General features: G+C 50.5%; 18 protein-coding genes and 1 riboswitch. Of the genes, 13 read left to right on the top strand and 5 right to left on the bottom strand.

What is annotated here, in order from left to right:
• The first annotated feature begins 305 nt into the window (after positions 1-305).
• The gene (gene holA / locus ACN5NT_RS14380; protein ID WP_419175879.1) at positions 306-1670 is read left to right on the top strand and encodes a DNA polymerase III subunit delta; all 1365 of its coding nucleotides are present in this window, start codon (positions 306-308) and stop codon (positions 1668-1670) included.
• Between the two features lies 1 nt (position 1671).
• On the opposite strand, the gene ACN5NT_RS14375 is transcribed toward holA, so the two are convergent.
• From ACN5NT_RS14375 to ACN5NT_RS14365, 3 genes are all read right to left on the bottom strand, one after another.
• The gene (locus ACN5NT_RS14375; protein WP_419175878.1) at positions 1672-2340 is read right to left on the bottom strand and encodes a DedA family protein; all 669 of its coding nucleotides are present in this window, start codon (positions 2338-2340) and stop codon (positions 1672-1674) included.
• Complete coding sequence (locus ACN5NT_RS14370) at positions 2330-4144, bottom strand: glycosyltransferase (RefSeq protein ID WP_419175877.1); 1815 nt, start codon at positions 4142-4144, stop codon at positions 2330-2332. The genes ACN5NT_RS14375 and ACN5NT_RS14370 overlap by 11 nt, the downstream gene beginning before the upstream one ends.
• Before the next feature lie 218 nt (positions 4145-4362).
• Positions 4363-5247 carry a DUF2971 domain-containing protein gene (locus tag ACN5NT_RS14365; RefSeq protein WP_419175876.1) on the bottom strand — a complete coding sequence of 295 codons (885 nt, stop codon included), beginning with the start codon at positions 5245-5247 and terminating at the stop codon, positions 4363-4365.
• A 518-nt stretch (positions 5248-5765) separates the two neighbouring features.
• Here ACN5NT_RS14365 and clpS point away from each other — a divergent pair.
• The 4 genes from clpS (at position 5766) to ACN5NT_RS14345 (ending at position 11147) form a co-directional block, all read left to right on the top strand.
• Entirely contained in the window at positions 5766-6080 is a 315-nt protein-coding gene (gene clpS, locus ACN5NT_RS14360; protein ID WP_136799589.1) for an ATP-dependent Clp protease adapter ClpS, read from the top strand.
• Positions 6081-6120: 40 nt separating this feature from the next.
• Complete coding sequence (clpA, locus tag ACN5NT_RS14355) at positions 6121-8382, top strand: ATP-dependent Clp protease ATP-binding subunit ClpA (RefSeq protein ID WP_419175875.1); 2262 nt, start codon at positions 6121-6123, stop codon at positions 8380-8382.
• A gap of 183 nt (positions 8383-8565) precedes the next feature.
• Positions 8566-10806 (top strand): cation:proton antiporter, encoded by a 2241-nt coding sequence (locus ACN5NT_RS14350; RefSeq protein ID WP_419175874.1) that lies wholly within the window; start codon positions 8566-8568, stop codon positions 10804-10806.
• Complete coding sequence (locus ACN5NT_RS14345) at positions 10803-11147, top strand: histidine triad nucleotide-binding protein (RefSeq protein ID WP_419175873.1); 345 nt, start codon at positions 10803-10805, stop codon at positions 11145-11147. Before ACN5NT_RS14350 ends, ACN5NT_RS14345 begins: the two co-directional genes overlap by 4 nt.
• A gap of 458 nt (positions 11148-11605) precedes the next feature.
• Here ACN5NT_RS14345 and ribB read toward each other — a convergent pair whose 3' ends face one another.
• Positions 11606-12256 (bottom strand): 3,4-dihydroxy-2-butanone-4-phosphate synthase, encoded by a 651-nt coding sequence (ribB, locus tag ACN5NT_RS14340; RefSeq protein ID WP_419175872.1) that lies wholly within the window; start codon positions 12254-12256, stop codon positions 11606-11608.
• Positions 12257-12370: 114 nt separating this feature from the next.
• A riboswitch (FMN riboswitch) is annotated at positions 12371-12517 on the bottom strand.
• Positions 12518-12807: 290 nt separating this feature from the next.
• Here ribB and ACN5NT_RS14335 point away from each other — a divergent pair.
• The 6 genes from ACN5NT_RS14335 (at position 12808) to ACN5NT_RS14310 (ending at position 17908) form a co-directional block, all read left to right on the top strand.
• On the top strand, positions 12808-13833 hold the full coding sequence (locus ACN5NT_RS14335) for a DctP family TRAP transporter solute-binding subunit (RefSeq protein ID WP_419175871.1): 1026 nt from the start codon (positions 12808-12810) through the stop codon (positions 13831-13833).
• Positions 13834-13857: 24 nt separating this feature from the next.
• Positions 13858-14331, top strand: coding sequence for a TRAP transporter small permease (locus ACN5NT_RS14330; RefSeq protein ID WP_136799594.1), 474 nt, complete (start codon positions 13858-13860; stop codon positions 14329-14331).
• Positions 14331-15614, top strand: coding sequence for a TRAP transporter large permease (locus ACN5NT_RS14325; RefSeq protein ID WP_419175870.1), 1284 nt, complete (start codon positions 14331-14333; stop codon positions 15612-15614). The genes ACN5NT_RS14330 and ACN5NT_RS14325 overlap by 1 nt, the downstream gene beginning before the upstream one ends.
• Before the next feature lie 508 nt (positions 15615-16122).
• On the top strand, positions 16123-16605 hold the full coding sequence (locus ACN5NT_RS14320; RefSeq protein ID WP_419175869.1) for a MarR family winged helix-turn-helix transcriptional regulator: 483 nt from the start codon (positions 16123-16125) through the stop codon (positions 16603-16605).
• 141 nt (positions 16606-16746) lie between these two features.
• Positions 16747-17064, top strand: a complete 318-nt coding sequence (locus tag ACN5NT_RS14315) for a DUF190 domain-containing protein (protein ID WP_419175868.1) — start codon at positions 16747-16749, stop codon at positions 17062-17064.
• Between the two features lie 130 nt (positions 17065-17194).
• Positions 17195-17908: a DUF554 domain-containing protein gene (locus ACN5NT_RS14310; protein WP_419175867.1), complete on the top strand. Its 714-nt coding sequence runs from the start codon at positions 17195-17197 to the stop codon at positions 17906-17908.
• A gap of 168 nt (positions 17909-18076) precedes the next feature.
• Here ACN5NT_RS14310 and ACN5NT_RS14305 read toward each other — a convergent pair whose 3' ends face one another.
• Complete coding sequence (locus ACN5NT_RS14305; protein WP_419175866.1) at positions 18077-18985, bottom strand: LysR family transcriptional regulator; 909 nt, start codon at positions 18983-18985, stop codon at positions 18077-18079.
• Positions 18986-19156: 171 nt separating this feature from the next.
• Between ACN5NT_RS14305 and ACN5NT_RS14300 the strand changes: the two genes are divergently transcribed.
• Together ACN5NT_RS14300 and ACN5NT_RS14295 are read left to right on the top strand one after the other, a co-directional pair.
• Entirely contained in the window at positions 19157-20059 is a 903-nt protein-coding gene (locus ACN5NT_RS14300) for a radical SAM protein (RefSeq protein WP_419175865.1), read from the top strand.
• A 54-nt stretch (positions 20060-20113) separates the two neighbouring features.
• Positions 20114-21211 carry an NADH:flavin oxidoreductase gene (locus ACN5NT_RS14295; protein WP_419175864.1) on the top strand — a complete coding sequence of 366 codons (1098 nt, stop codon included), beginning with the start codon at positions 20114-20116 and terminating at the stop codon, positions 21209-21211.
• Positions 21212-21330: the final 119 nt, after the last annotated feature.

Genomic DNA, 21330 nt, shown 5'->3' with positions numbered 1-21330 from the left:
GCAGACCTGAGTTTACCAAGCCGCGAGGCAAGCGACTTTAACAACTGCCACTGCCATATCACCCTCTTTCTGTCGATTAATATAGTATATTTTCATCGACATCCACAATTTATTGTTTCCCCATACTCAATGCCCATGCAACACCAGGCTCAACCGACACAAACTATCGGTCGCCTCTCTCTCACTCAACACTCTTTGAGTGACCAAATCCTTCATCTCTGGTATTTTGCTGCAAACCGGTCAATTTCGCCTTAAGCGACAACCACAATTTAAAAGTTCGATTTTCACTGCTCACCAATGCTGTTATGCCCCTGATCAAACGTAACGAAATTCCCGCCCTGCTCAAGGATGAGGGTAAACTCGCAGAACTTTCTGTTGTCCTGCTCTTTGGCGAGCGCTATCTCTGCAAGGAAGCAGCGGACCAGTTACAGGAAGCACTGACTGCAGACGGCAGAGGAGCGGTGCATCCAATCGATGGGGATCATGAGGATCAGGGACAGACACTTGCCAAATTGCTCAGTTTCAGCCTGCTTCCCGGGCGTCAGGTTTACCGGGTTTCCGACTCCCGGATTTTCCACAGTAAAACAGTCGCCTCCACCATCTGGGATAAGGCTCAGCAGAATAGTGATGCCGGAAAAACCGCACCAGCTATGCGACATATTGGAGCCTTTGCCCGTCTTGGTTCCATAGATCTCGAAAGCCAGAAACCGTTTTCCGAAATTTCAGGCTCACAATGGGAGAAGATGTTTGGCTTCTCCAAACCCGGAGATCTCGGCTGGGCTGACTCTCTGCTCGTGCAGGCTGTGGGCACCGGCAAACTTCCAAAGGGTGGCGGCAACATAACTGAGAGATACATCGACACCTTCACCAAGGGCATCCCTAATCAGAACGTGCTGATCCTCAGCGCTGAAACAGTCGACAAACGTCAACGGTTCTACACTTTCATCAAGAAAGAAGGTCTGGTAATCGATTGCTCCGTGGCCACAGGGGCCAGTAAAGCTGCCCAGGATGCACAGAAAGACGTAATTCGGGAGATGATGAACAAGACCCTGGCCGATTTCAACAAATCCATCGAGCCACGGGCTTTGGAAATCTTTTTTGAGCGGGTCGGCTTTCACCCCGTCGCCGCTGTCACCGAAATGGAAAAGCTCGCCCATTATGTCGGTGACAGACAGCAGATCGTCGCCCAGGACCTGGAAGAGATGGTAGGCAGAAGTCGGGAAGATGCTCTTTTCGAACTCACAGACGCCTTTGGCAAGCGCCAGATCGGCCGAGCACTCACCATACTTAACCGCCTGCAGGAAAACGGTACCCACGGTTTAGCCATCCTGGCTACTCTCAGAAACTATATACGGAAACTTCTTATCTTTCGCTCACTGCAGCTCCAGCCTGCTCCAGCCTGGCACTCCGGCATGAACGCTAAACAGTTCCAGGGCAGTTACCTGCCTGCCTTAAAAGAACAAGGTGAATGGAGCGATATGCTTGGCGGCCACCCCTATGCGCTGTTCATGAGTTTTACCAAAGCGGGGGAATTCTCCTGCGGCCAGCTAAAACAGTGGCTGAGCCTGCTGCTTGAGGCGGAGTTCCGGCTCAAGGGCTCACCGATCCCTCAACATATTGTGCTGGAAGAGATGCTTTTGACTATGCTGAAGTTACAGAGAAGAGGTTAACTCAGCAATTCGCGTTCTCAGCTTTCCTCCTGGCCTGCCGGGACGATATCCATCGCAGGACTATAACCAGAAGTACAAAAGCGAGAATGAGCACCGGGATGGAGCCCAGTCTGTTCAACCAGGTGCATATCTCATCAAGATGATTACCGAGCAGGTATCCAAGTAGCAGAAACTCACCGATACCAATTATCACCCCCAGCATATTGAATATCAGGAACCGACCATAATCGAGTTTGAAGGCTCCTGCCAGGGCAGGCACAAACCAGGAAAAAGGTCCTGATAACCGCGCCAGAAAAACAGCTGACGCTCCCCAGCGGTTGAAAAAAACTATCCCCTTCTTCCGTATCTCATCCCTAAAAAAACGACCGGTAAACCGTTGCGTTGAAAGCTTTTCAAATAGACCGGTTCCATAACGCCTGCCCAGCATATAGCTGCAACTGTCACCGAGTATTCCACCCACATAGAGCACTGCTGCCACTAGCTTGATATCCAGACTACCCGTGCCGGCCAGCACCGCTCCGGCCAAAAAAAATATTTCGCCGTAAACGATAAAAGAAAACGGAATCACCGTTTCCAAAAAGGCCCCCAGAAACAGTACCGGATAGGCGTAGGCCTTATACAGACTGAGATACGCGAGGAGCTCCTGCCAGAAATTGGTCTCAGCGAACAACCCGATAACTCCGCAATCGTTTCACCCGCATTGGCAACAAAGCTTCAAATGCCCACCGTAAACTGAGCCGCAGATAGCCAAAGGCTTCAAAGCGTCGGGTCGAAGTTGAAACCTGATCGGTGTCCAGAAAGAAGAAACTGCCATATCCCATGCACTCCTTGATAAAGGTTAAATCCTCAGCCAGATGCAGAGCAGGATGAAAACCAACACTTCTGGCTATGGATGTTTTGGCTATCTGCAGAGCATAGGATGTTTTGGTCCAACGGTGGATATAATCATAGGTCTTGAACCAGAACCTGGCATAGCTACTCTTGACCGGCCTGGGACCGATGGAACAGGTTCCAACAGTTTGCCCCCCCCCTCGACGGATAAGATACAGATTGAGCTGATTGAGGAAATCCGGGCCGAGATGAGTGTCTGCATCGCACAAGACAACCCACTCGGACAGTACATCTGTTGCGGAAAGCCCAACATTTTTGGCAATTGAAACACCGCGGGCACTCTGCACTACCCGTACATTTCTGCTACCTGAAACCTGTTCGCTGATGTTCCTGGCAACCTCCAGGGTAGTATCTGTGGAGCCGTTTTCCACCACGATAACTTCATAGCGATCAGCCGGATAATTCTGCTTGAGCAGACAGTTCAAAGTATTGGCAAGCTCCGCCTCTTCATTGTGAGCCGGAACGATGACAGAGATATACTGTTTTTTTAAATATCGTTTCATGCTGTTGTGTATCTTTTTCAGTGAATCGGCAGTTCGCCAGGGAGGTGTAAAGCGCTTCGCCCCCTCACATCGTTTCAAAGCTGGTACCAGCTCCAGCTCATCACTCTGGCCGGCAGTGCCAAAAACATTTTCCCCGGCCAGGTATTCTGCCAGGTATTCCTGCTCTGTCTGGTTCGGAGTGGGAATCAGCAAGCCCCTCTTATCATGTTCAACCAGATCCATGATGGTTGTGTAGCCGGCTCTTGAGATCACTCGTTTCGCTCGGTTAAAGAGCTTTTGCCGATCCCGGCCATCCACCATCGGGTACAGGACTATGTCATCACCGTGGCCAAGGTCATCAGGAATTGCCCCTGCGTCCTGCTGCCCCAATATGAATACTTTCTTGCCGGGCAGAGCGTTCGCCTGATCCACCAGCATTCTGATAAAGGCCTCCTTATGCTCCAGGAGATAACCGCTGATGATAAAAAGGTAGTCGATATCCCGCGTAAGCGATAGCTTGTGGTACGAAGAGAGAATCCCTACAAAAACATGATTACAATCAGCAAGATATCGAGAATGTGAAAGTTGGCCGCTCAGGTTATGTTCCGCCTCAGGGAAGTCAGGAATAAGAATGGAATCGAACTTTTTCAGAGCAAACAGATTAACCCGTTCCGTCAATTGCTGCAGGCAACTGAAAAATTCAGGTGGCATGAAGGCGATCTGATGCGTCAGGATAAAGCTTGGCCGCCTGGTACTGTAAAAACCATATTTGCCATCACTGAAGATGAAATCGTATTGCTGCTCGATCTTTTTCAACTCGCGGTGTTCAGCCTTGATCATTTTCCTGGTGGCATGCAGATCTTTCAACAGATACCAATACAACCGCCAGCCTGTTCCGCGCTCCAGTGCTGGATAATCCGGCATTTCCCTGAAAGCTACCCGCCCCACATCACCTAATTCATTTTCCAGTATTTTCAGAGCATTGCCACTGGAAATAATGGTGATTCCATACCCTCTGTTTATGTAATCCCAGATAACCGGCAGTGTCCGGGTCGCGTGACCTAACCCCAGCGAACTCACTGCAAATAGTGCGTGCTTCATGTATGGTCAAAAAGTAAAAGTTTAACACTTGTAAAACAGAGCGCCCCCTTCAAACTGACAGCAATTTAATGCAGGGCAAACCACTCCGACCTCTTTTCGTTTGTATACATATATCCAGTACCGCTTACGATAGTGTTAGAATGTGGTTTGCTCTCTATTCAGGAAAAATGTCGGCGCAGGACAAGGTGGGTGGTATTGACTTACACACCCCGCTGGGGCTACTTCCCCCTGAAAGGGATCTGGCAATATGAGATTCCCTTTTGCGGCTGAATACCGTTCTGGGAGAGAAACATGGTGAGGGAGTTCATGGAGATGCCGATATTCGGGGTTGGCCCGAGAAAGAGATGCTCCAGGTCAATGGGACCATTACCCATTGAACTCAGCCTGAACTCGATGTAGGGCACCAGCATGGAGACCCCTTCCCGAAACTGGACCGCCGCCTGGTGATAATTGGTTATCACCGGTGACACGATCCGCCACTCTTCCTCTTCACGAAATGAAGGATGCTTGAGAATTGCCGCAATCCGTAACAAGTCACTTTCGATCATCTCAAAAATTTGATTGTAGACGTGGTTACCTCCACTATCCCGCTCGGTCAACCGGCCATCATGCTCTTCGGCCAGCTCTTCCACCGCATCAACAACCTGGCAGATCAACAGTTCCTGCTGCTCGCAACTGTAAATGCACTTGCCGATCTGAAACGCCTGCTGGTCTGCACACCGCATAATGTATTCCGGATTAAAACCCAGACTCACCCCTTTGCCGTGCCTGCTGTATCCTCGCCACTGGCTGAGTAGATTACCGTTGGAACGAAAAGAAGCGGCAAAGAGCATATGGCCGTTGGTTATCCGGTGGGTGACCCAGTCGAGAAACTGATTCAACAGGTCAGGCATAGCGTGACCGGCTGTGATTCTACGAGAAACCTCGGTCTTGAGCAGATCCGCCGTGTGCTTCAGCTCGGCAGAGTCATTCATATACCTGATATCACTTGTCCAAAGTGACCTGCTTTTGACAATCCCCAGTAAACCGCTGAAACTGGTGTAATGGTAAAGCCTTTCCTGAGGTACGTCGGCATACAACTTGGAAGTTATATTATGTATCATATCAATTTCACTCGTCTTTACTGGCTACACATTTCTCCCGGCCTTTGGGCGTTTAAGAAGCCGCCATCAGACACATTTTCCAACATATTGATACAAAACGGTTAAGCAGTATCAACCAGCCAAATACTGTACCAATATTATGTTCATTTTAGTTCTCCTTGACGAAGTGATGCAAAATAAACCAGACAGAACTCTTCACAGGCAGCTAATTTTACTGTAATCATTTAGAAAAATGACGTAAAATTAAGAAATATCGACCCAATTGGTCAACACCAGCAAAATGTTCATCATCACCTATTAGGAAAATGCCGATTTTCTTTGCACAAGCTGCCTAGTTTGCAATGCGAAACATGACAAAAATGTTCTCGAAACAGGGATTTCTCTACCGGGGCAGAGGTTGAAACAAACCAACTGCTCTGTACATTGAAAATGTCCGGTTATGAATTACTGTAATTGTGAAGAAGGGACGAGCTACCTAGTAACAATATAAAATATCTAACATAACACCAACCGCAATCATGCCTGAAAGAAACGATGACCGCCAGAGTTCTGTGGTTACCAAGGACAGAATCGAAATAACGGAGCCACCACTCTACAAAGCATTACTGCATAATGATGATTATACATCCATGGAGTTTGTGATTTCCATCTTGGAGAATATTTTTCACAAGTCCCAGGAAGAAGCCACTCGTATTATGTTGAATGTGCATGAGAAAGGCATCGGAATAGCAGGAATCTATACCCGAGAAATCTGTGAAACCAAGATAGCCATCGTCCATGAACTGGCTCGAAAAAACGAGTTCCCCTTACGTTGCTCCATGGAAAAGGCGTAACGGATAAGGGGTTCCAACCCCCAGGACAGAGAAGAACGATATGCTGAGTAAGACATTAGAAAAATCATTGATTCGCTCCATACGTGAAGCAAAGAATCATCATCATGAATATGTCACTGTGGAGCATCTGCTCTACGGTCTGCTTTATGATGATTTGGCTAGTTATATAATCAACGAATGCGGTGGTTCCATCGACACCCTGAAAGAACGACTTGAGAAATTCTTTCAGGGAGATGTGCCAACGCTTTCCCAGTCAAGCCAGCAGGAGCCCACCCAGACTCTTGCTTTCAACCGCGTGCTGCAAAGGGCTGTGGCCCATGTACAGAGTTGCGGCAAAAAAGAGGTGGACAGTGGCGATGTGCTGGTCTCCATCTTCTCTGAAGCAGAATCCCACGCGGTGTTCTTCCTGAGTTCAGTGGGAGTCGGTCGCATGGCCGTAGTGAACTTCATCTCCCACGAAATTCCGGACGGTCTGCAGCAGGAGCCGCTCCCCCACGTCCCCGAGGGTAACGAGCCCAAGGAAGCCGTCAAGGAAGACAAAGCGCTCAAGGAATATACCATCAATCTCGCCCGCTATGCAGAAGAGGGGCGTCTTGATCCTCTGATCGGCCGCGACATGGAGGTCAGCCGCATCATGCAGGTGCTCTGCCGCCGCAAAAAGAACAACCCTCTCCTAGTCGGTGAACCCGGTGTTGGTAAAACCGCCATGGCTGAGGGGTTGGCACTGCGCATCTATGAGGATAAGGTTGCCAGGCAGGAAGGCAAAGAAGGTGCGGTTCCCGACCTGCTGCAGGATGTTGAGATTCACCTGCTCGATATGGGTACCCTGGTGGCCGGCACCAAGTATCGTGGTGACTTCGAGAAACGGTTGAAAAGCGTGGTCTCTGCCATTGAGAATAAGCAAAACGCCATTCTCTTTATCGATGAGATGCACACCATCGTCGGTGCCGGAGCCACCTCCGGCGGCTCCATGGATGCCTCCAACCTGCTGAAACCTGCACTGCAGGCTGGAATTCTGCGTTGCATAGGTTCCACCACCTACGAGGAGTACAAGAATCAGATCGAAAAAGATCGTGCTCTCTCCAGACGCTTCCAGAAAATCGATATCGAGGAACCATCTGTTGAAGACACCATCCTTATTCTGCGCGGTCTGCAGAGTAAGTATGAGAAGCACCACCAGATCAGGTATTCGAAGAACTCCATCAAGTCCATGGCCGAGCTGAGCAAACGTTACATCAACGAGCGCTTCCTGCCGGACAAGGCCATTGACGTCATGGATGAGGTTGGCTCCCTGTTCCGCCTTGAGGGCCGCCTGAACTCCATGGTCAAGGTTGGCGATGTCGAGAAGGTAGTCTCGCGTATCGCCAGAATCCCGGCCAAGAGCGGCTCCAGTTCCGACTACAGTTCCCTGAAAGAGCTCGCCCCACAGCTTCGTCAGGTTATCTTCGGCCAGGACGAAGCCATCGAGGCTGTGGTTGCAGCGGTGAAACGCTCCCGGGCCGGTCTCGGCAACCCGGACTCACCCACCGGCAGCTTCCTCTTTGCCGGCCCCACGGGTGTTGGTAAGACCGAGGTGGCCAGACAACTCGCCCAGGTGCTGAACGTACATTTCGAGCGCTTCGACATGAGTGAGTATATGGAAAAGCATGCCGTAGCACGATTGATCGGCTCGCCTCCGGGCTATGTCGGATTCGACCAGGGCGGCCTGCTCACCGAGGCCATTCGCAAGCACCCCTACTCTGTGCTACTGCTTGATGAGATCGAAAAAGCCCACCCCGATATCTACTCCATTCTGCTGCAGGTGATGGATCACTCCACACTCACCGACAACTCCGGCAGAAAGGCGGATTTCAGGAATGTGATAATCATTATGACCACCAATGCGGGTGCCCGTGAAATGGCAACCAAGTCCATCGGTTTCGTCACCAGCGAAGGAGGCAAAGACACGACAGTAATAAACCGCCTCTTCGCACCGGAGTTCCGAAACAGGCTTGATTCCATCGTCAGCTTCTCCAAGCTTGGCGACGAAGTGGTCGAGAAGGTTGTCGATAAACTGATGGCAGAACTCAGCGAGCAGCTTGCTGAAAAGAAAGTGAGCATCCGTTTAAGCGACAGCGCCCGCACCTGGCTGGCCAAGAAGGGATATGACCCCAACTTCGGTGCCAGACCGTTGCGCCGCCTGATCATGAAAGAGATCGGTGATGTCCTCACCGAGGAAATTCTCTTTGGTCAGCTCTCCAGAGGTGGTGAGGCCAGCGTCGATTTAAAAGATGAAAAACTCACTTTTCACTACACAAGATAAACCATCCGCAGTAAATGCCGCGTGATGTTCTCTTAAACCCGTCGACTTCCGTTTTTCCCAGAAGTCGACGGGTTTTCTTTTTTAAGCTTCCGGTTGTAACCGACCTGTTGACAGTATGGCTTATCCTCCCCATACTGATACTACTCCTGAAATAATCATCCCTATTCTCCACTTTAAAAGTGAGTGAAGAAAAAGGATATCAGCCAGGGCATATTGCCTATGATCACCGTCACCTTCTGCTTCGCGGTCCTACTTGCCTCGGGCTTGGCTGCCAGCAAGGTGTGTCAGCGATTTCATCTGCCATCAGTAACCGGCTATATCATCGCCGGACTCATACTCGGTCCCACCGGTTTCAACCTGGTCACCAGTGACACCACAGGTGACGACCTCTCGCATTTTACCCAGATAGCCCTGATGCTGATCGCCTTCGGTATCGGCGAGCATATTGAATTCAGAACGATCAGGCAATTCACCCGCTCCCTGAAGTGGATCAGCATCTGTGAAGCATTGGCTGCATTCACCGTGGTGAGCCTGTTTATCTACTCAGCTATCCAACTAACCGGCTTCACCATCGCAGGCTGGGTTCCCCGCGACTATATAATTCTTTCATTGCTGCTCGGCTCCATCGGTGTTGCCACGGCACCCGCCGCGACCCTGATGGTTATCCGGGAAATCAAGGCACGGGGGCCGGTCACTTCGACACTTATGGCCATCGTCGCCATCGATGACGGACTGGCCATTATTATTTTCGGGTTGGTGGTTTCCATCGCCCATCAGGTACTTGGTCAGGCTGACACAACCATCCTGGCCTCATTTATTGCCAGCCTGGTTGAGATCCTGGGTTCCATGGTACTCGGCATCCTCTCCGGCACTGTGCTGCTGCTGATACTGAACCGTATGCGTGATGGCGGTGAACTGGTTACAGCCGGCCTTGCAGTGCTCCTGCTCTGCGGTGAGATCGCGTTGATGCTCCACCTCTCACCACTGCTTGCCGGTATGTCGGCGGGTTGCCTGCTGGTCAATAAAGCCGAGCGCGATGTCCGCGTCTTCCGTGCCCTCAACCGCTTTGAACCGCCGATATACGTAATCTTTTTCACCCTGGCAGGTACTCACCTTGACTTTGACTCACTGCGAACCGCTGGCATTCTGGGCATCACCTACTTTCTCGCCACAGTCACCGGCAAGATCACAGGCGTCTATATCGGCGGTGTAATCTCTGACGCCCCCGAAACGGTTCGCCGTTATCTCGGTCTTACCATGTTTCCCCAGGCCGGAGTCGCGATCGGCCTGATCTTTCTGCTGAGTTCCGATCAACTCCTCCTGCCGTATTCAGCAATAATCACGCCGATAGTTCTTACCGGTGTATTCATCTCAGAGATGATAGGCCCGGTAACTTCACGCTTTGCCCTTACCAGGGCCGGGGAAGCCAGAATCGACAGGGTCTCTCCAGGAGCACACGAAAAGGCTGCTATTGGCGAAGTAGATGGCAAAATCTGCGCCCTCGGACAAACAATACGTATTCCAATCTGGGGAATTCAGGGGGAATTCAAGTTGATTCCCCCTGAAAAACATAAAGGCTTCATACTCTTTCACAGTACAGAGCAGGCAACAGGTAGAGCCCTCGCAAGAATTGCCACCCTTTTTGCCCATCAGCACGATGCACTCCCCATGTCGATACGGGTCAGCCCGGAAGATGAACCGATTCATGACGAGTTGCTGATTACGGAAGAAAAAGAGGTGGAAAGCATGGGGTACCCGTTAACCTCTGAGTTAGTTCCCAGTCCCGATCGGGCGGCAGGCATCATTGCCGGAGTTCAATACAACCCTACCCACTCATTACTGCTCGCCTACCCTCTCGACACCACTCCACAGCCAATGCAGGATGAGTTCCACGAACTGCTCGACTTCATTGTGCCAAAGGTCGATTGCCCCCTGGCTGTAGTCCGCTTTTACGGCGAACTGAAAGTGACCAGGACCCTCATCCCCCTGGTTGACCTCGATGAGCTTGACCTGCTCCACCATTTCATTAAATCTCTGGCCGGAACCGGTAAAAAGCGATGGCCTGAAGCGAACCGGCTGCACCTGTTGTACATGCTCCCTCCCGACGTGGAGGATAAAGAGATTCTGACAATGGAGGAATGTATATTGAGCTGGCTCAATGAGCAGAGTCCACCCATCAATGCCATGGTTCAGGCAGTTCCCACCGATTCACGAATCGAAGTCATCGCCAAAGCCGCTGAAGATGCGGACCTGGTAGTAATGAGTGCCAAAGAACGGAGTGGGCTGCGGCGTATGTTTCTCGGATCATTGGTGGATTCTGTCGCTGCGCGGGTACAGAAGACCTTGATCGTGGTGCACAATGGGGGTACAACTAACGTGAACAGAAACCCGCTAACCCAATCCACTCAGGAGGACCAGAAATGAGTGACTGCCTGTTTTGCAAAATTATCGCCGGAGATATTCCCGCAGATAAGATCTATGAAGATGATGACATGGTCGCCTTCCGGGATATCGCCCCTCAAGCTCCGCAACACATCCTGATCGTGCCCAGGAAACATATCATCAATCTCTCGGATCTGAGCGAGGCCGAGGATGCGCTGATTGGCAAGATGATGCGGACTGCAGCGAAGATCGCCGCCGATAACGGCATCGGTGACGGTTACCGCACCATTATCAACAACGGCGCCCCTGCAGGTCAGGAGGTTTTCCACCTGCATATGCATATTCTTGGCGGTGCCCCGTTAGGTCCACTAGTCTCCAAATAAGCAAAAAATGATAATTCATTCAATCTCAGCGTTGCGTAACTAATTTTATCCTCGACATACAAATACGTATGCCTCCGGTAAAATTATTTACGCGCCTCGACCTTGAATGAATTCTCTAATTTTGCCACGTCCCGATCCTGGACGAATTATTCAGATTTGAATCGATAGGCATCAATTTCGCTTTATCGATTCACTACCCTCAAAATTAAAAGAGCCGCCTGAACCAGCTCCACAGGAGCAGGCCAAGGCGGCTAATTTTTCTGGCTCACGACTTTCGGTAAATTATCTCATGCTCTAAAACCGAGTCTAAAGAAAATCCTAGTATAACGATTCGACATCTGGTCAGACGTCGTCATATTCGAAATTTCTGGTATTGCGCAGGTAAGCGAAGACTCCGATAGCTTTTCCATGCGCAATACCAAAATACTGAGGAGGATGGCGCCGTATGACCTGATGAACTAGGCTGCTTTTGCCAGTTGCTGCCTAAACGCCACTATATCTTCAATGGTCAGCACCACCATATCGTGCTTCTTGCCAAACTCTACAATCTCCGGCAGTCGCGCCATGGTGCCGTCCACATTGGTCACTTCGCAGAGAATGCCAGCTGGCTGCAGACCCGCCAGTTTCATCAGATCGACGGTTCCCTCGGTATGGCCGCGGCGGGCCAGAACACCATCCGGCTGGGCCCTGAGCGGAAAGACATGACCGGGATGACAGAGATCCTCCGGCTTGGCATCGACTGCGGCGGCGGTCTTGATGGTGGTCACACGGTCAGCGGCGGACACACCGGTGGTCACACCTTCTTTAGCCTCAATTGAAACGGTAAACGCTGTCTGATTGGCGCTGGTGTTAGAAACGACCATGGGCGACAAATTCAGGGACTGAATCTTTTCATCTGTTAGACAAAGACAGACAATACCACTGCACTCACGGATCATCAGTGCCATCTGCTCGTTGGTCAGATTCTCTACAGAATAGATCAGATCGCCCTCGTTTTCCCGATCCTCATCGTCGACAACCAGAACACCCTCACCTGCCTGTAAAGCTGCAAGCGCTTTCTCGACCCGCTCATGCGAATTTCCGAACTGTGATAACAAAGAATCACTCATTATAACTCTCCTTTTTCCAATAACTGGGCACACAAGAGTACAGAGCGGTTACATGGACACATAACCGAAACAACAGCACCTCCCCTGCTTACCAGGCCACGGGACTTACTGTTGCACTATCCTCTCCCATCCGGACTGTAACCGTCGGCTCTGGATTCTCACCAGATCTGCTGACCCTGTGAATGAAGCACAGGCGCTCGCGGGCTCTTCCTGACTGGAATTACCGCCGGTGGGGAATTTCACCCCGCCCTGAGAATAGATTGCACATTGCCTTTTTTACCATATGCAATGCACGCCATTTTCCACCTGTAATCAAGCAATTACTTAAACATCGGCTCAAAACAGGCCAGCACATACTGTCCCAACTTGGAAAAAAAGTCAAGCAACAGAGTAGATTCAAAGCCTCCAGGCGCCACATCGTGGCACTATTAGCTGTAATCACTCTAAATATTGACCATAATCAAGTTTTAATCTATGATGATCTGTCATCGTTTTCACCATATTTTGTTCACTATTTGACTATTAATACTTAACAATTTACCGGAGGTAACATGCTTAAGCGCATTCCTGTCATTCTGACCGTTGCCATTCTTGCTCTGCTGCTGCCCACTGTCGGGTTCACTGATTCTTACAAAAAAGAGTACAAGATGAGCGTGGTCGTGGGCCCCAAACTGCCATGGGGTGAGGGCGCGACACACTTTGCCGACCTCGTCCGTGAGCGTACCGATGGCCGTATCAATATCAAGGTCTATACCTCATCTTCACTAATGGCGGGCAAGCAGACCAACGAGTTCCTGCTCCACCGCCAGGGTGTGGCCGATTTCTGCTTCGCATCAACCATCAACTGGTCCACCACCATTAAGCCACTCAACCTCTTTAACCTGCCATTCTTTTTCCCTGACTATGCCGCACTCGACGCTATCACCCAGGGTGAAGTCGGTGCCGAGCTTGAGGGGATGCTGCACAAAAAAGGTGTTAGTGTATTGGCCTGGGGTGAAAACGGCTTCAGGGAAATCACCAACTCCAAGCATGCCATCACCAAGCCGGAAGATATGGAAGGCATGAAAATCCGCGTGGTGGGCACCCCCATCTTCATCGATACCATGAAAGCGTTGGGCGCAAACCCGGTCAACATGAACTGGGGTGATGCCCAGGTCGCTTTTCAGCAGGGCGTGGTCGATGGTCAGGAAAACCCGGTTGTAGCAATCGAAATCCCTGTGAAAATCTGGCAGTTTCACCAGTATGCCACTATCTGGCGCTATGTTATCGACCCTCTCATGCTGACCGTGAACAACAAGGTTATGGCCAGCTTTACCCCGGAAGATCAGGAGATCATCCGCCAGGCAGCAATCGAGGCGGCTGACACGCAGCGTGGAATTGTACGTAAAGGACTGATCGCACCGGACCTGAGCGCACTCGAGACTCTTCGTTCCAACGGCATGGAAGTCACCGAACTTGACGCGGCCACCCGCAACCAGTTCAGAGCCAAAACAGCAGCAGTCTACGAGAAGTGGACCGAAGTTATCGGTGAAGATCTCGTTGTCAAAGCTGAAGCTGCTATCAAAGCTGCAGAATAGACAACCCATTAAGGAGAATTTGCTGTGCTGAAGTTTCGCTGGATCGCCGCGCACCTCGAGGAGGTGCTCGGCGCATCCCTTCTCTGTTGTATGGCCTGCTTGGCCTTCGCCAATGTGGTCACCCGCTATGTCTTCCACTATCCCCTTGCTTTCACCGAAGAGATTGAGGTAAACGCACTGGTGTGGCTTACCCTGTTCGGCACTTCCGCCGCGTTCAGACGAGGCAGTCATCTGCGGATGCTCTTTTTCCTCGATAAATTTCCGCCGATTGTGCAGAAAGCTCTCAACCTGCTCATGGCTGCATTGGGTATCGGGTTATTCACCAGCCTTGGCTATCTCGGCTATATGCAGCTGCTGGATGAGAGGCTGCTGGAGATCACCTCGGAATCCCTCGGTCTGCCCCAGTGGATGTACACTGTCTGCATTCCGATAGGTTGCGTGCTGATCGTGGTGCGAATCATTGAGGCCACAATCAAAACAGGTGGGAGGGCAGCGTAATGGGCGTACTACTTTTCCTAGGCTTTTTCGCCTTATTGCTGCTCGGTGCGCCAATCGCAATTGCCATTGGTGTACCGACCTTTCTGGTGATCTGGGCCGCAGAGCTGGGCACCCCGGTCATTGCTCCCAACTTCTTTGCCGGTATCGCCAAATTTCCGCTCCTGGCAATTCCGCTCTTTATCCTCGCAGGTTTCATATTAGAACGTTGCGGCATCTCCCTGCGCATCATCCGCTTTGCCAATCTGCTGGTCGGCAGGCGCAGAGGTGGACTGGCAATAGTGGCGATCGGTGTCTGCGTCTTCTTCGGCGGTGTTTCAGGCTCCGGCCCGGCCGATGCCGCAGCAATCGGTGCCATCCTTATTCCGGCAATGTACGCGCAAGGATATAGTAAAGGTTATAGTGCGGCCCTCATTGCCTCGGCTGGCTCGACAGCTATCATCGTACCACCGAGTATCGCGCTCATTATCTATGGTGCCATCACCAACACCTCAGTACCTGCTCTCTTTGCAGCCGGGGCGATTCCCGGATTCATCGCAGGTCTGTCTCTCCTGATCCCCGCCATCTGGATAGCCAGGAAAAAAGGGTATGGCTCTGAACAGGAGGGAGATGATACGGACGAATCAATCTGGCAGGCATTCAAGGAATCATTCTGGGGTCTGCTCGCCCCGGTGATTATTCTGGGCGGACTCTACGGCGGTATCTTCACCCCCACCGAGGCTGCAGTTGTGGCGGTGTTTTATAGTCTGCTGCTCGGTTTTGTCATCTATCGCAGCCTGAGTTTAAAGTCGGCCTACCAGATTCTGGTGGATGCCAGCCAGGCTTCCGCCATCGTCATGCTGATCGTCGCCTTTGCCGGACTCTTCTCCTGGGCCGGTTCCACCATCGGTATTCTCGATAGCTTGGCCAACATGCTGATGGGTGTCAGCGACAATGAGTGGGTGGTGTTGATCGCAATTCAATTGCTGATCTTCATCGGTGGCATGCTGATCGATGCGATCTCGATCTTCTATATCTTCCTGCCGATCTTCCTGCCGATCATGTCCCACTTCGGCTGGGACCCGGTCTGGTTCGGCGTAGTGATGACCTTAAACCTTGCTATCGGCCAGTTCACTCCACCGGTTGCCGTAAACCTGTATGTCACCACCCAACTTGCCAATATCCGGCTTGAGGAGACATTTAAGGCGGTATGGCCGATGGTTGTTGCCATGCTCATCGCACTGATGGTGGTTATTATGTTCCCACAGCTTTCGCTGTTTATTCCCACAATTTTGGGATTAATCTAAAATACACAGGTGGGCAGCACATTTTTTTGATGCTGCACCACCTGCTGCTATCTTTCCAGTAGTTACCTCAAGAGTTACCTCAAAAACGACTTGCCAATCACATTGATTTGCCGGTGAACTGGTCTACCTTGAGAACCCGGTTCAAAGAATCTGCTTTTTCGATGAAATCGATACTCCCCGACATCGTGATTGATCCTTTGTGTTCAATACCCAACATTTTTCCCAACGATTCCTGCCGACACTACAGTTATCTTATGCCCCGCACGCGAAGGAATATCCCAGTCTGGAAAGCTGGATACTCTTCTAAGTTCCATCTTCGCGACGAATCCAAAACTCGTGGTTGGTATTAACGGCGGAGTGAACCTGTGGCGTCTCAACATGTCCACCGGCATAGCCACCACACAAAGTTAACATGTTTGACTGTTTTAATGTTTGACTATCCATGAATAGAACTTTATGATGGGTGCAACTGTTTTCATTCAAGGTGATAACAATCAGGACAGCACAAATGCATAATGAAGAATTCATGGACAAAGTGTCCGTTATTGTTGAAACAGACGGTTTACTGAGAGATTACATCACCTCGGTGGTCATCAAAGACATCAAGTCCCGCATCAGCGACAACAGATTTACCAGTCTCAACAGCAATCATATCCATGCTGCACTGTTGCTCAAGGCAATAGCCCCCTGTGCATTGAAGGATTTTGCCGCACTCATGCGCCTGTCGAAGTCCGCAGCCTCAGCGCTGGTGGAGCGAATGGTTGAAAACAGCCTGGTGGTGCGCCAGCCCAACCCCCACAATCGGAGGGAAATCCTCCTGTCGGTCAGCCCTGACTTCGAAGAACACGTTGTTTTCGTACGTGCGGAACTGGCCAACTGGTTTGCATCTTTGATCGAAGACCTGGGCGAAGAAACCTTCGAGCAATGGTTCTCAGTCATGCAGCAGCTCAACACCGTCATCCTGCAAAAAATACGTTCCCCTCACACCTGATCCTTGCAGAGTTCTGACGATACCGGGTCAGGTTAATGAACAGCCGTCACCTCTGGGAAATGATTTTAGCTCTGAGGCAATCGTGCTGTTTTCTCAACATCTCCACATCTCATTCACTTCTACACACACAGGATGGTTTTTATGGAAGGATATATAGTTACATTTTTTACCCAACAGAGCCGCGGGCTTGATGGGGTATCGGTGGCTCACTGGATTATCGATAAAGCTAAAGAGCTCGGCATCCGCGGTGCCACCCTCTCATCAGGACATGAAGGTTTCGGACGTGACGGCCGCTATCACTCCGAAAATTTTTTCGATCTGGAGGATCGCCCCATACAGGTCGATCTGGTGCTCACACCCGAAGAAAGCGAACTTCTGTTCGCAGCTATAAGAAAAAAACAGCTCTCCATTTTTTATCGAAAAACCCCTGCAGAGTTTGGCAACACCTTAGATATCTGATTCATCACAGGTTGTTCCCACATTGCTGTTCCTCTTAATTGCTCAAGCTGTCATGGTCTGCTCCGGTCAGTCATGACACATTCTCTTCTCCGTGTGTCAGTGCACGCATGGTCTCACTTTAGGAAAAGTAATGATAGGTCCTTATATCAACGGTGCAGCATTATTAACAGGAAGTGTCATAGGCGCGATTCTCGGCCCCAGGCTCAGTCACAATTTCAAAGCCCACATGCCAATGACCTTCGGCTGCGCCGCCCTTGGGCTTGGTGTTGCCATGATCGTAAAAGTCCAATTGCTCGCCCCAGTGGTTCTGGCACTGGTGCTTGGCTCGGTCTTCGGTGAATTGGTAGAGTTGGAAAGGGCTATACAGAAACTGGCCAGCCGATCGAAAAAAGTGATAGAAAAATTCACCACACCTGCCGAAGGGATAAGTCAGGATGAATTTCTGGATAAATTCGTCGCACTGGCCGTACTCTTTTGCGTCAGCGGTACCGGCATCTACGGTGCCATGAGTGAAGGCATGTCCGGAGATCCGACCCTGCTTATTGTCAAATCCATCCTGGATTTTTTCACCGCGATCATCTTCGCATCGTCACTGGGGTTGACGGTGGGCGTGCTCGTACTTCCGCAATTTGTGGTGCAGTCAGTACTCTTTTTCAGCGCTTCGCTGGTTATGCCATTGATCACACCGGAGATGCTGGCAGACTTTTCCGCCTGCGGTGGCATGATTATGCTGGCTACCGGCCTTCGTATCTCCGGCATCAAGCAGTTCCCGGTGGTCAACATGCTCCCGGCCCTGATTCTGGCTATGCCCCTTTCCTGGCTCTGGAGTACCTATCTACCATAACAGCAGCCACGAAATACCAGCCTACAACTGCAAATCGATGGGCATACCCTGCGCATGACAAGCGGAAAGCAGGCAGGTATGTCATGGGCAAAATTACACTATCCAGATAATAGAAAACACATATTGGATCATTTCAATAATGGCAACTGAAACTGCCCGGGAAAGACGTTATGGTTCCAGAGCGGGCATTTCCTGCTCAAGATACGCCTCGATCTGCCTGATCCGCTCCAGATGAAGTGTCTCCTTTCGGCTGGCAAAGTAGAAGGTGTTCCTCAGTGGTGAGAAGCCTCGCCAAAGCAAGGCGATGGTGTTATCGTCCAGTTCCTTTTTGCAAAGGAAATCAGGGATGACTGCCAGGCCTGGGGAGACCCTGAGGTTTCTGATTATTGAATGAAAATTGGGGACGATATAATTGGGCCGAAAGTCCGGGTGGCTGCCAAAGTTGAGCTTCCAGAAGTTGAGGAGATGCTCGTTGTCTCCGGCGATACCATACCATGTCTGAGTTTTCAGCCAGCTGATCAGCACCTGGTTGTCGGCACTTTCCATGGCCGCATAGAAACCACTTGTGTCTGTCCCCCTGCCTGCGGCAAGCACTATATTCTCCTGTGAAAACGGATGGTAAACCACTCCCCTCTCATCCTGTTTTTGCGGCGTTACCACAAAATCGACCACACCTTGCGCCAATTTCCTTAGCAACTCCCTGTAATCACCGAATTCTGCGATGAGGTTAAAGTCGAGTTCAGGCAGATATTTCTCAAGACTATTCTGAAACGTTTCAAAACACATACCGACAGTTACAGTCGGGATATCTTCGCGGGTGGTTTTCTGAAAATTCGTCTCCACCTCCTGCAACTGCATCATCGGGTCGGCAATGGCGTTATAAAGGATTTTCCCCCGTTCAGTCGGGATGAGCTTTCGCGGCCTCCTTTCAAACAATTTGTAGCCGACATAACTCTCCAGTGAACTCAGATGCAAGCTCGCCCCAGGCTGCGAGATGAAGAGCGTTTCCGCCGCAGCGGTGAGGCTGCCTTTTTCATAGATTGTCTTGAAAGTTCTGAGCCATTCGAGATTGAGCATCACTCTACCTATTATTGAAATGATCTATATCTATTATTTGTCCTATTTGAATAATTGCTCACCCTGCTGCATTATGTCAACTGGAAGCACGTCGGCCACTGTGAATGGCAATGCCGTCACTCCACCTCAAATGACATTACAAGACCTGCATGAACCAACAGGGAGACCAGAATGAAATATAGCCAACCCGTTTTCCGTCCGCCTTTCGAGGCAGACTCACTACTGCTGCAGGTCACGGTGGGATGCAGCCACAACAAATGCGGTTTCTGTACTATGTATCGCCAGGTTAGTTTTCACATGGAAAGCCTTGAGCAGATCGAAAAGGACCTGCGTGAAGCACGGGAAGCCATCCCTAACGTGGAACGAATTTTTCTCGTCAACGCCGACCCATTTGCCCTCAGCGCACCACGGTTGAAAACAATCGGTGGGAAGATCAACGAGATTCTACCTGAAGTAAAGACGATCGCCATGTACGCCTCCATCCTCAACGTGATCAATAAAACGGATGAGGAATTAAGAGAGTTGCGTGATCTGAAATTCAACGATCTCAATATCGGTGTGGAATCAGGTCTCCCCGGCATGATGGAGCGATTCAACAAAGGATATGATCTCGCCACCGCCAAGGACCAGCTTGCCCGGCTTAAACAGGCAGGATTTGATTTCAGCCTGAATTTCATCATTGGCGGTGCCGGAACCGAACTTCACATTGAAAACGGCCGCGCCAACGCCGCCCTGGTTAACGAGACAAAGCCGAATCTGGTCTTTATCGCCAACCTCCATGTTGATCCCGGCAGCGAACTGTACGAGGAGAAAATGCGTGGCGGGTTCATCGAAAACACCATCAGGCAAAACCTCGAGGAAGAGATCGAATTTCTCGAACACCTCAACATAGACAACTGCACGTTCTACGGGTTGCACACATCAAACGTCGTACCCGTCAAAGGAGTGCTGCCCGGCGCCAGACAGACGATGCTGACGCGCCTGAAAAAAGGCCTGGCAACAATTGATCAACAACTTCTCAATTCACGCGACCTGGAAAAGGGGCGTGAAGGAAATCTGCTGCTACCTATCTGATCTTCTGAGTGATTAATAAACAGGAATAACTTGAAACTGTGATGGAGTATTTTCATGGAACTTTTTGAAAAAGCACAAATCGGCACCCTGACTGTAAAAAACCGTTTTATCCGTTCCGCATTATGGCTGAAAGGAGCTGAACAGGATGGGCATATAAACGATTTCATTGTCGACACCTATGAGACACTGGCCAGGGGAGGTGTCGGTCTAATCCTGACCGGATATGCCCATATCTCAAAAGAGGAGCAACCAAACCCGAGAATGAAGGGGATCTACGATGACTCTTTTATTGAAGCGTACAGGCATTTAACTACCAAAGTTCATGCACACGACAGTAAGATCGCCATGCAGATCGTTTTTGGGGGTTCCCAGTCCCACCATCCCGATGCCGCCTCGATGAATATACTGGCGCCATCCGCGGTACACAACAGAGTGACGGGACTTAGCCCCAAAGCGGCGACCAAAGAGGATATCAAACGCATTGTCAAATTGTTCGGTGATGCCGCAGAACGGGTAAAAAAGGCAGGGTTTGACGGAGTACAGATCCATGCGGCCCATGGATATTTCCTCTCCATGTTCCTGACCCCGTACTACAACAGACGCACTGATGAATATAACGGCGATATCCACAATCGGGCCCGAATCATCTATGAAGTCTACCAAGAAATCCGCGGCCGTGTCGGCAAAGACTTTCCGGTCATGATCAAGCTCAATTTCAATGACTTCATGGACGAAGGGGAAGGGCTTACCCCTGAAGACGCCGGTGAAGTATTCAAACGGCTTGATGAACTCGGTATGGACCTGTTCGAAGTGAGCGCGACCAACGAATCTTCCGGCAAGGGCCTGACTCCGGCCTGGACCAAACTGACAACCAGAGACAAGGAATCATATTTTCGCGATGCAACGGCGAAAATTGCCGAATCGGTAACAGCCCCGGTAGTTCTTATGGGTGGTAATCGTAGTGTCGAGTTGATGGAAGGGTTACTGAACTCTACGAAAATTCAATATTTCTCCATTGCACGGCCTCTGCTCTCAGAACCGGACCTGATCAACCAATGGCAGGATAATCGAGAGCACAAACCGAAATGTGTCTCCTGCAACAGGTGCTGGCTCAGTGAACCCAACAGCTGCGTACTGAACAAAAGACAATAGTATCCTGAAGCATATGTAATCAGCTCAATACATTCAGCAACAAATGAAAACTACAAGACTATAAACTTTAGTTCTTCACTCCAGTCGGCAAAAAATTGTCGTTACCGGGAAGCCACGCT

It is taken from the genome of Desulfosediminicola sp., from assembly GCF_048381775.1.
Lineage (GTDB): Bacteria > Desulfobacterota > Desulfobulbia > Desulfobulbales > Desulfocapsaceae > Desulfopila > Desulfopila ganghwensis.
Note: the sequence above shows the minus strand (reverse complement) of the source record. Positions and strands in the feature narration are given on the sequence as shown.

Coding starts and splice junctions, on each gene's coding strand:
- holA (WP_419175879.1), top strand. CDS start 306: ATGCCCCTGATCAAACGTAACGAAATTCCCGCCCTGCTCAAGGATGAG.
- ACN5NT_RS14370 (WP_419175877.1), bottom strand. CDS start 4,144: ATGAAGCACGCACTATTTGCAGTGAGTTCGCTGGGGTTAGGTCACGCG.
- ACN5NT_RS14365 (WP_419175876.1), bottom strand. CDS start 5,247: ATGATACATAATATAACTTCCAAGTTGTATGCCGACGTACCTCAGGAA.
- clpS (WP_136799589.1), top strand. CDS start 5,766: ATGCCTGAAAGAAACGATGACCGCCAGAGTTCTGTGGTTACCAAGGAC.
- clpA (WP_419175875.1), top strand. CDS start 6,121: ATGCTGAGTAAGACATTAGAAAAATCATTGATTCGCTCCATACGTGAA.
- ACN5NT_RS14345 (WP_419175873.1), top strand. CDS start 10,803: ATGAGTGACTGCCTGTTTTGCAAAATTATCGCCGGAGATATTCCCGCA.
- ribB (WP_419175872.1), bottom strand. CDS start 12,256: ATGAGTGATTCTTTGTTATCACAGTTCGGAAATTCGCATGAGCGGGTC.
- ACN5NT_RS14335 (WP_419175871.1), top strand. CDS start 12,808: ATGCTTAAGCGCATTCCTGTCATTCTGACCGTTGCCATTCTTGCTCTG.
- ACN5NT_RS14325 (WP_419175870.1), top strand. CDS start 14,331: ATGGGCGTACTACTTTTCCTAGGCTTTTTCGCCTTATTGCTGCTCGGT.
- ACN5NT_RS14320 (WP_419175869.1), top strand. CDS start 16,123: ATGCATAATGAAGAATTCATGGACAAAGTGTCCGTTATTGTTGAAACA.
- ACN5NT_RS14315 (WP_419175868.1), top strand. CDS start 16,747: ATGGAAGGATATATAGTTACATTTTTTACCCAACAGAGCCGCGGGCTT.
- ACN5NT_RS14310 (WP_419175867.1), top strand. CDS start 17,195: ATGATAGGTCCTTATATCAACGGTGCAGCATTATTAACAGGAAGTGTC.
- ACN5NT_RS14305 (WP_419175866.1), bottom strand. CDS start 18,985: ATGCTCAATCTCGAATGGCTCAGAACTTTCAAGACAATCTATGAAAAA.
- ACN5NT_RS14300 (WP_419175865.1), top strand. CDS start 19,157: ATGAAATATAGCCAACCCGTTTTCCGTCCGCCTTTCGAGGCAGACTCA.
- ACN5NT_RS14295 (WP_419175864.1), top strand. CDS start 20,114: ATGGAACTTTTTGAAAAAGCACAAATCGGCACCCTGACTGTAAAAAAC.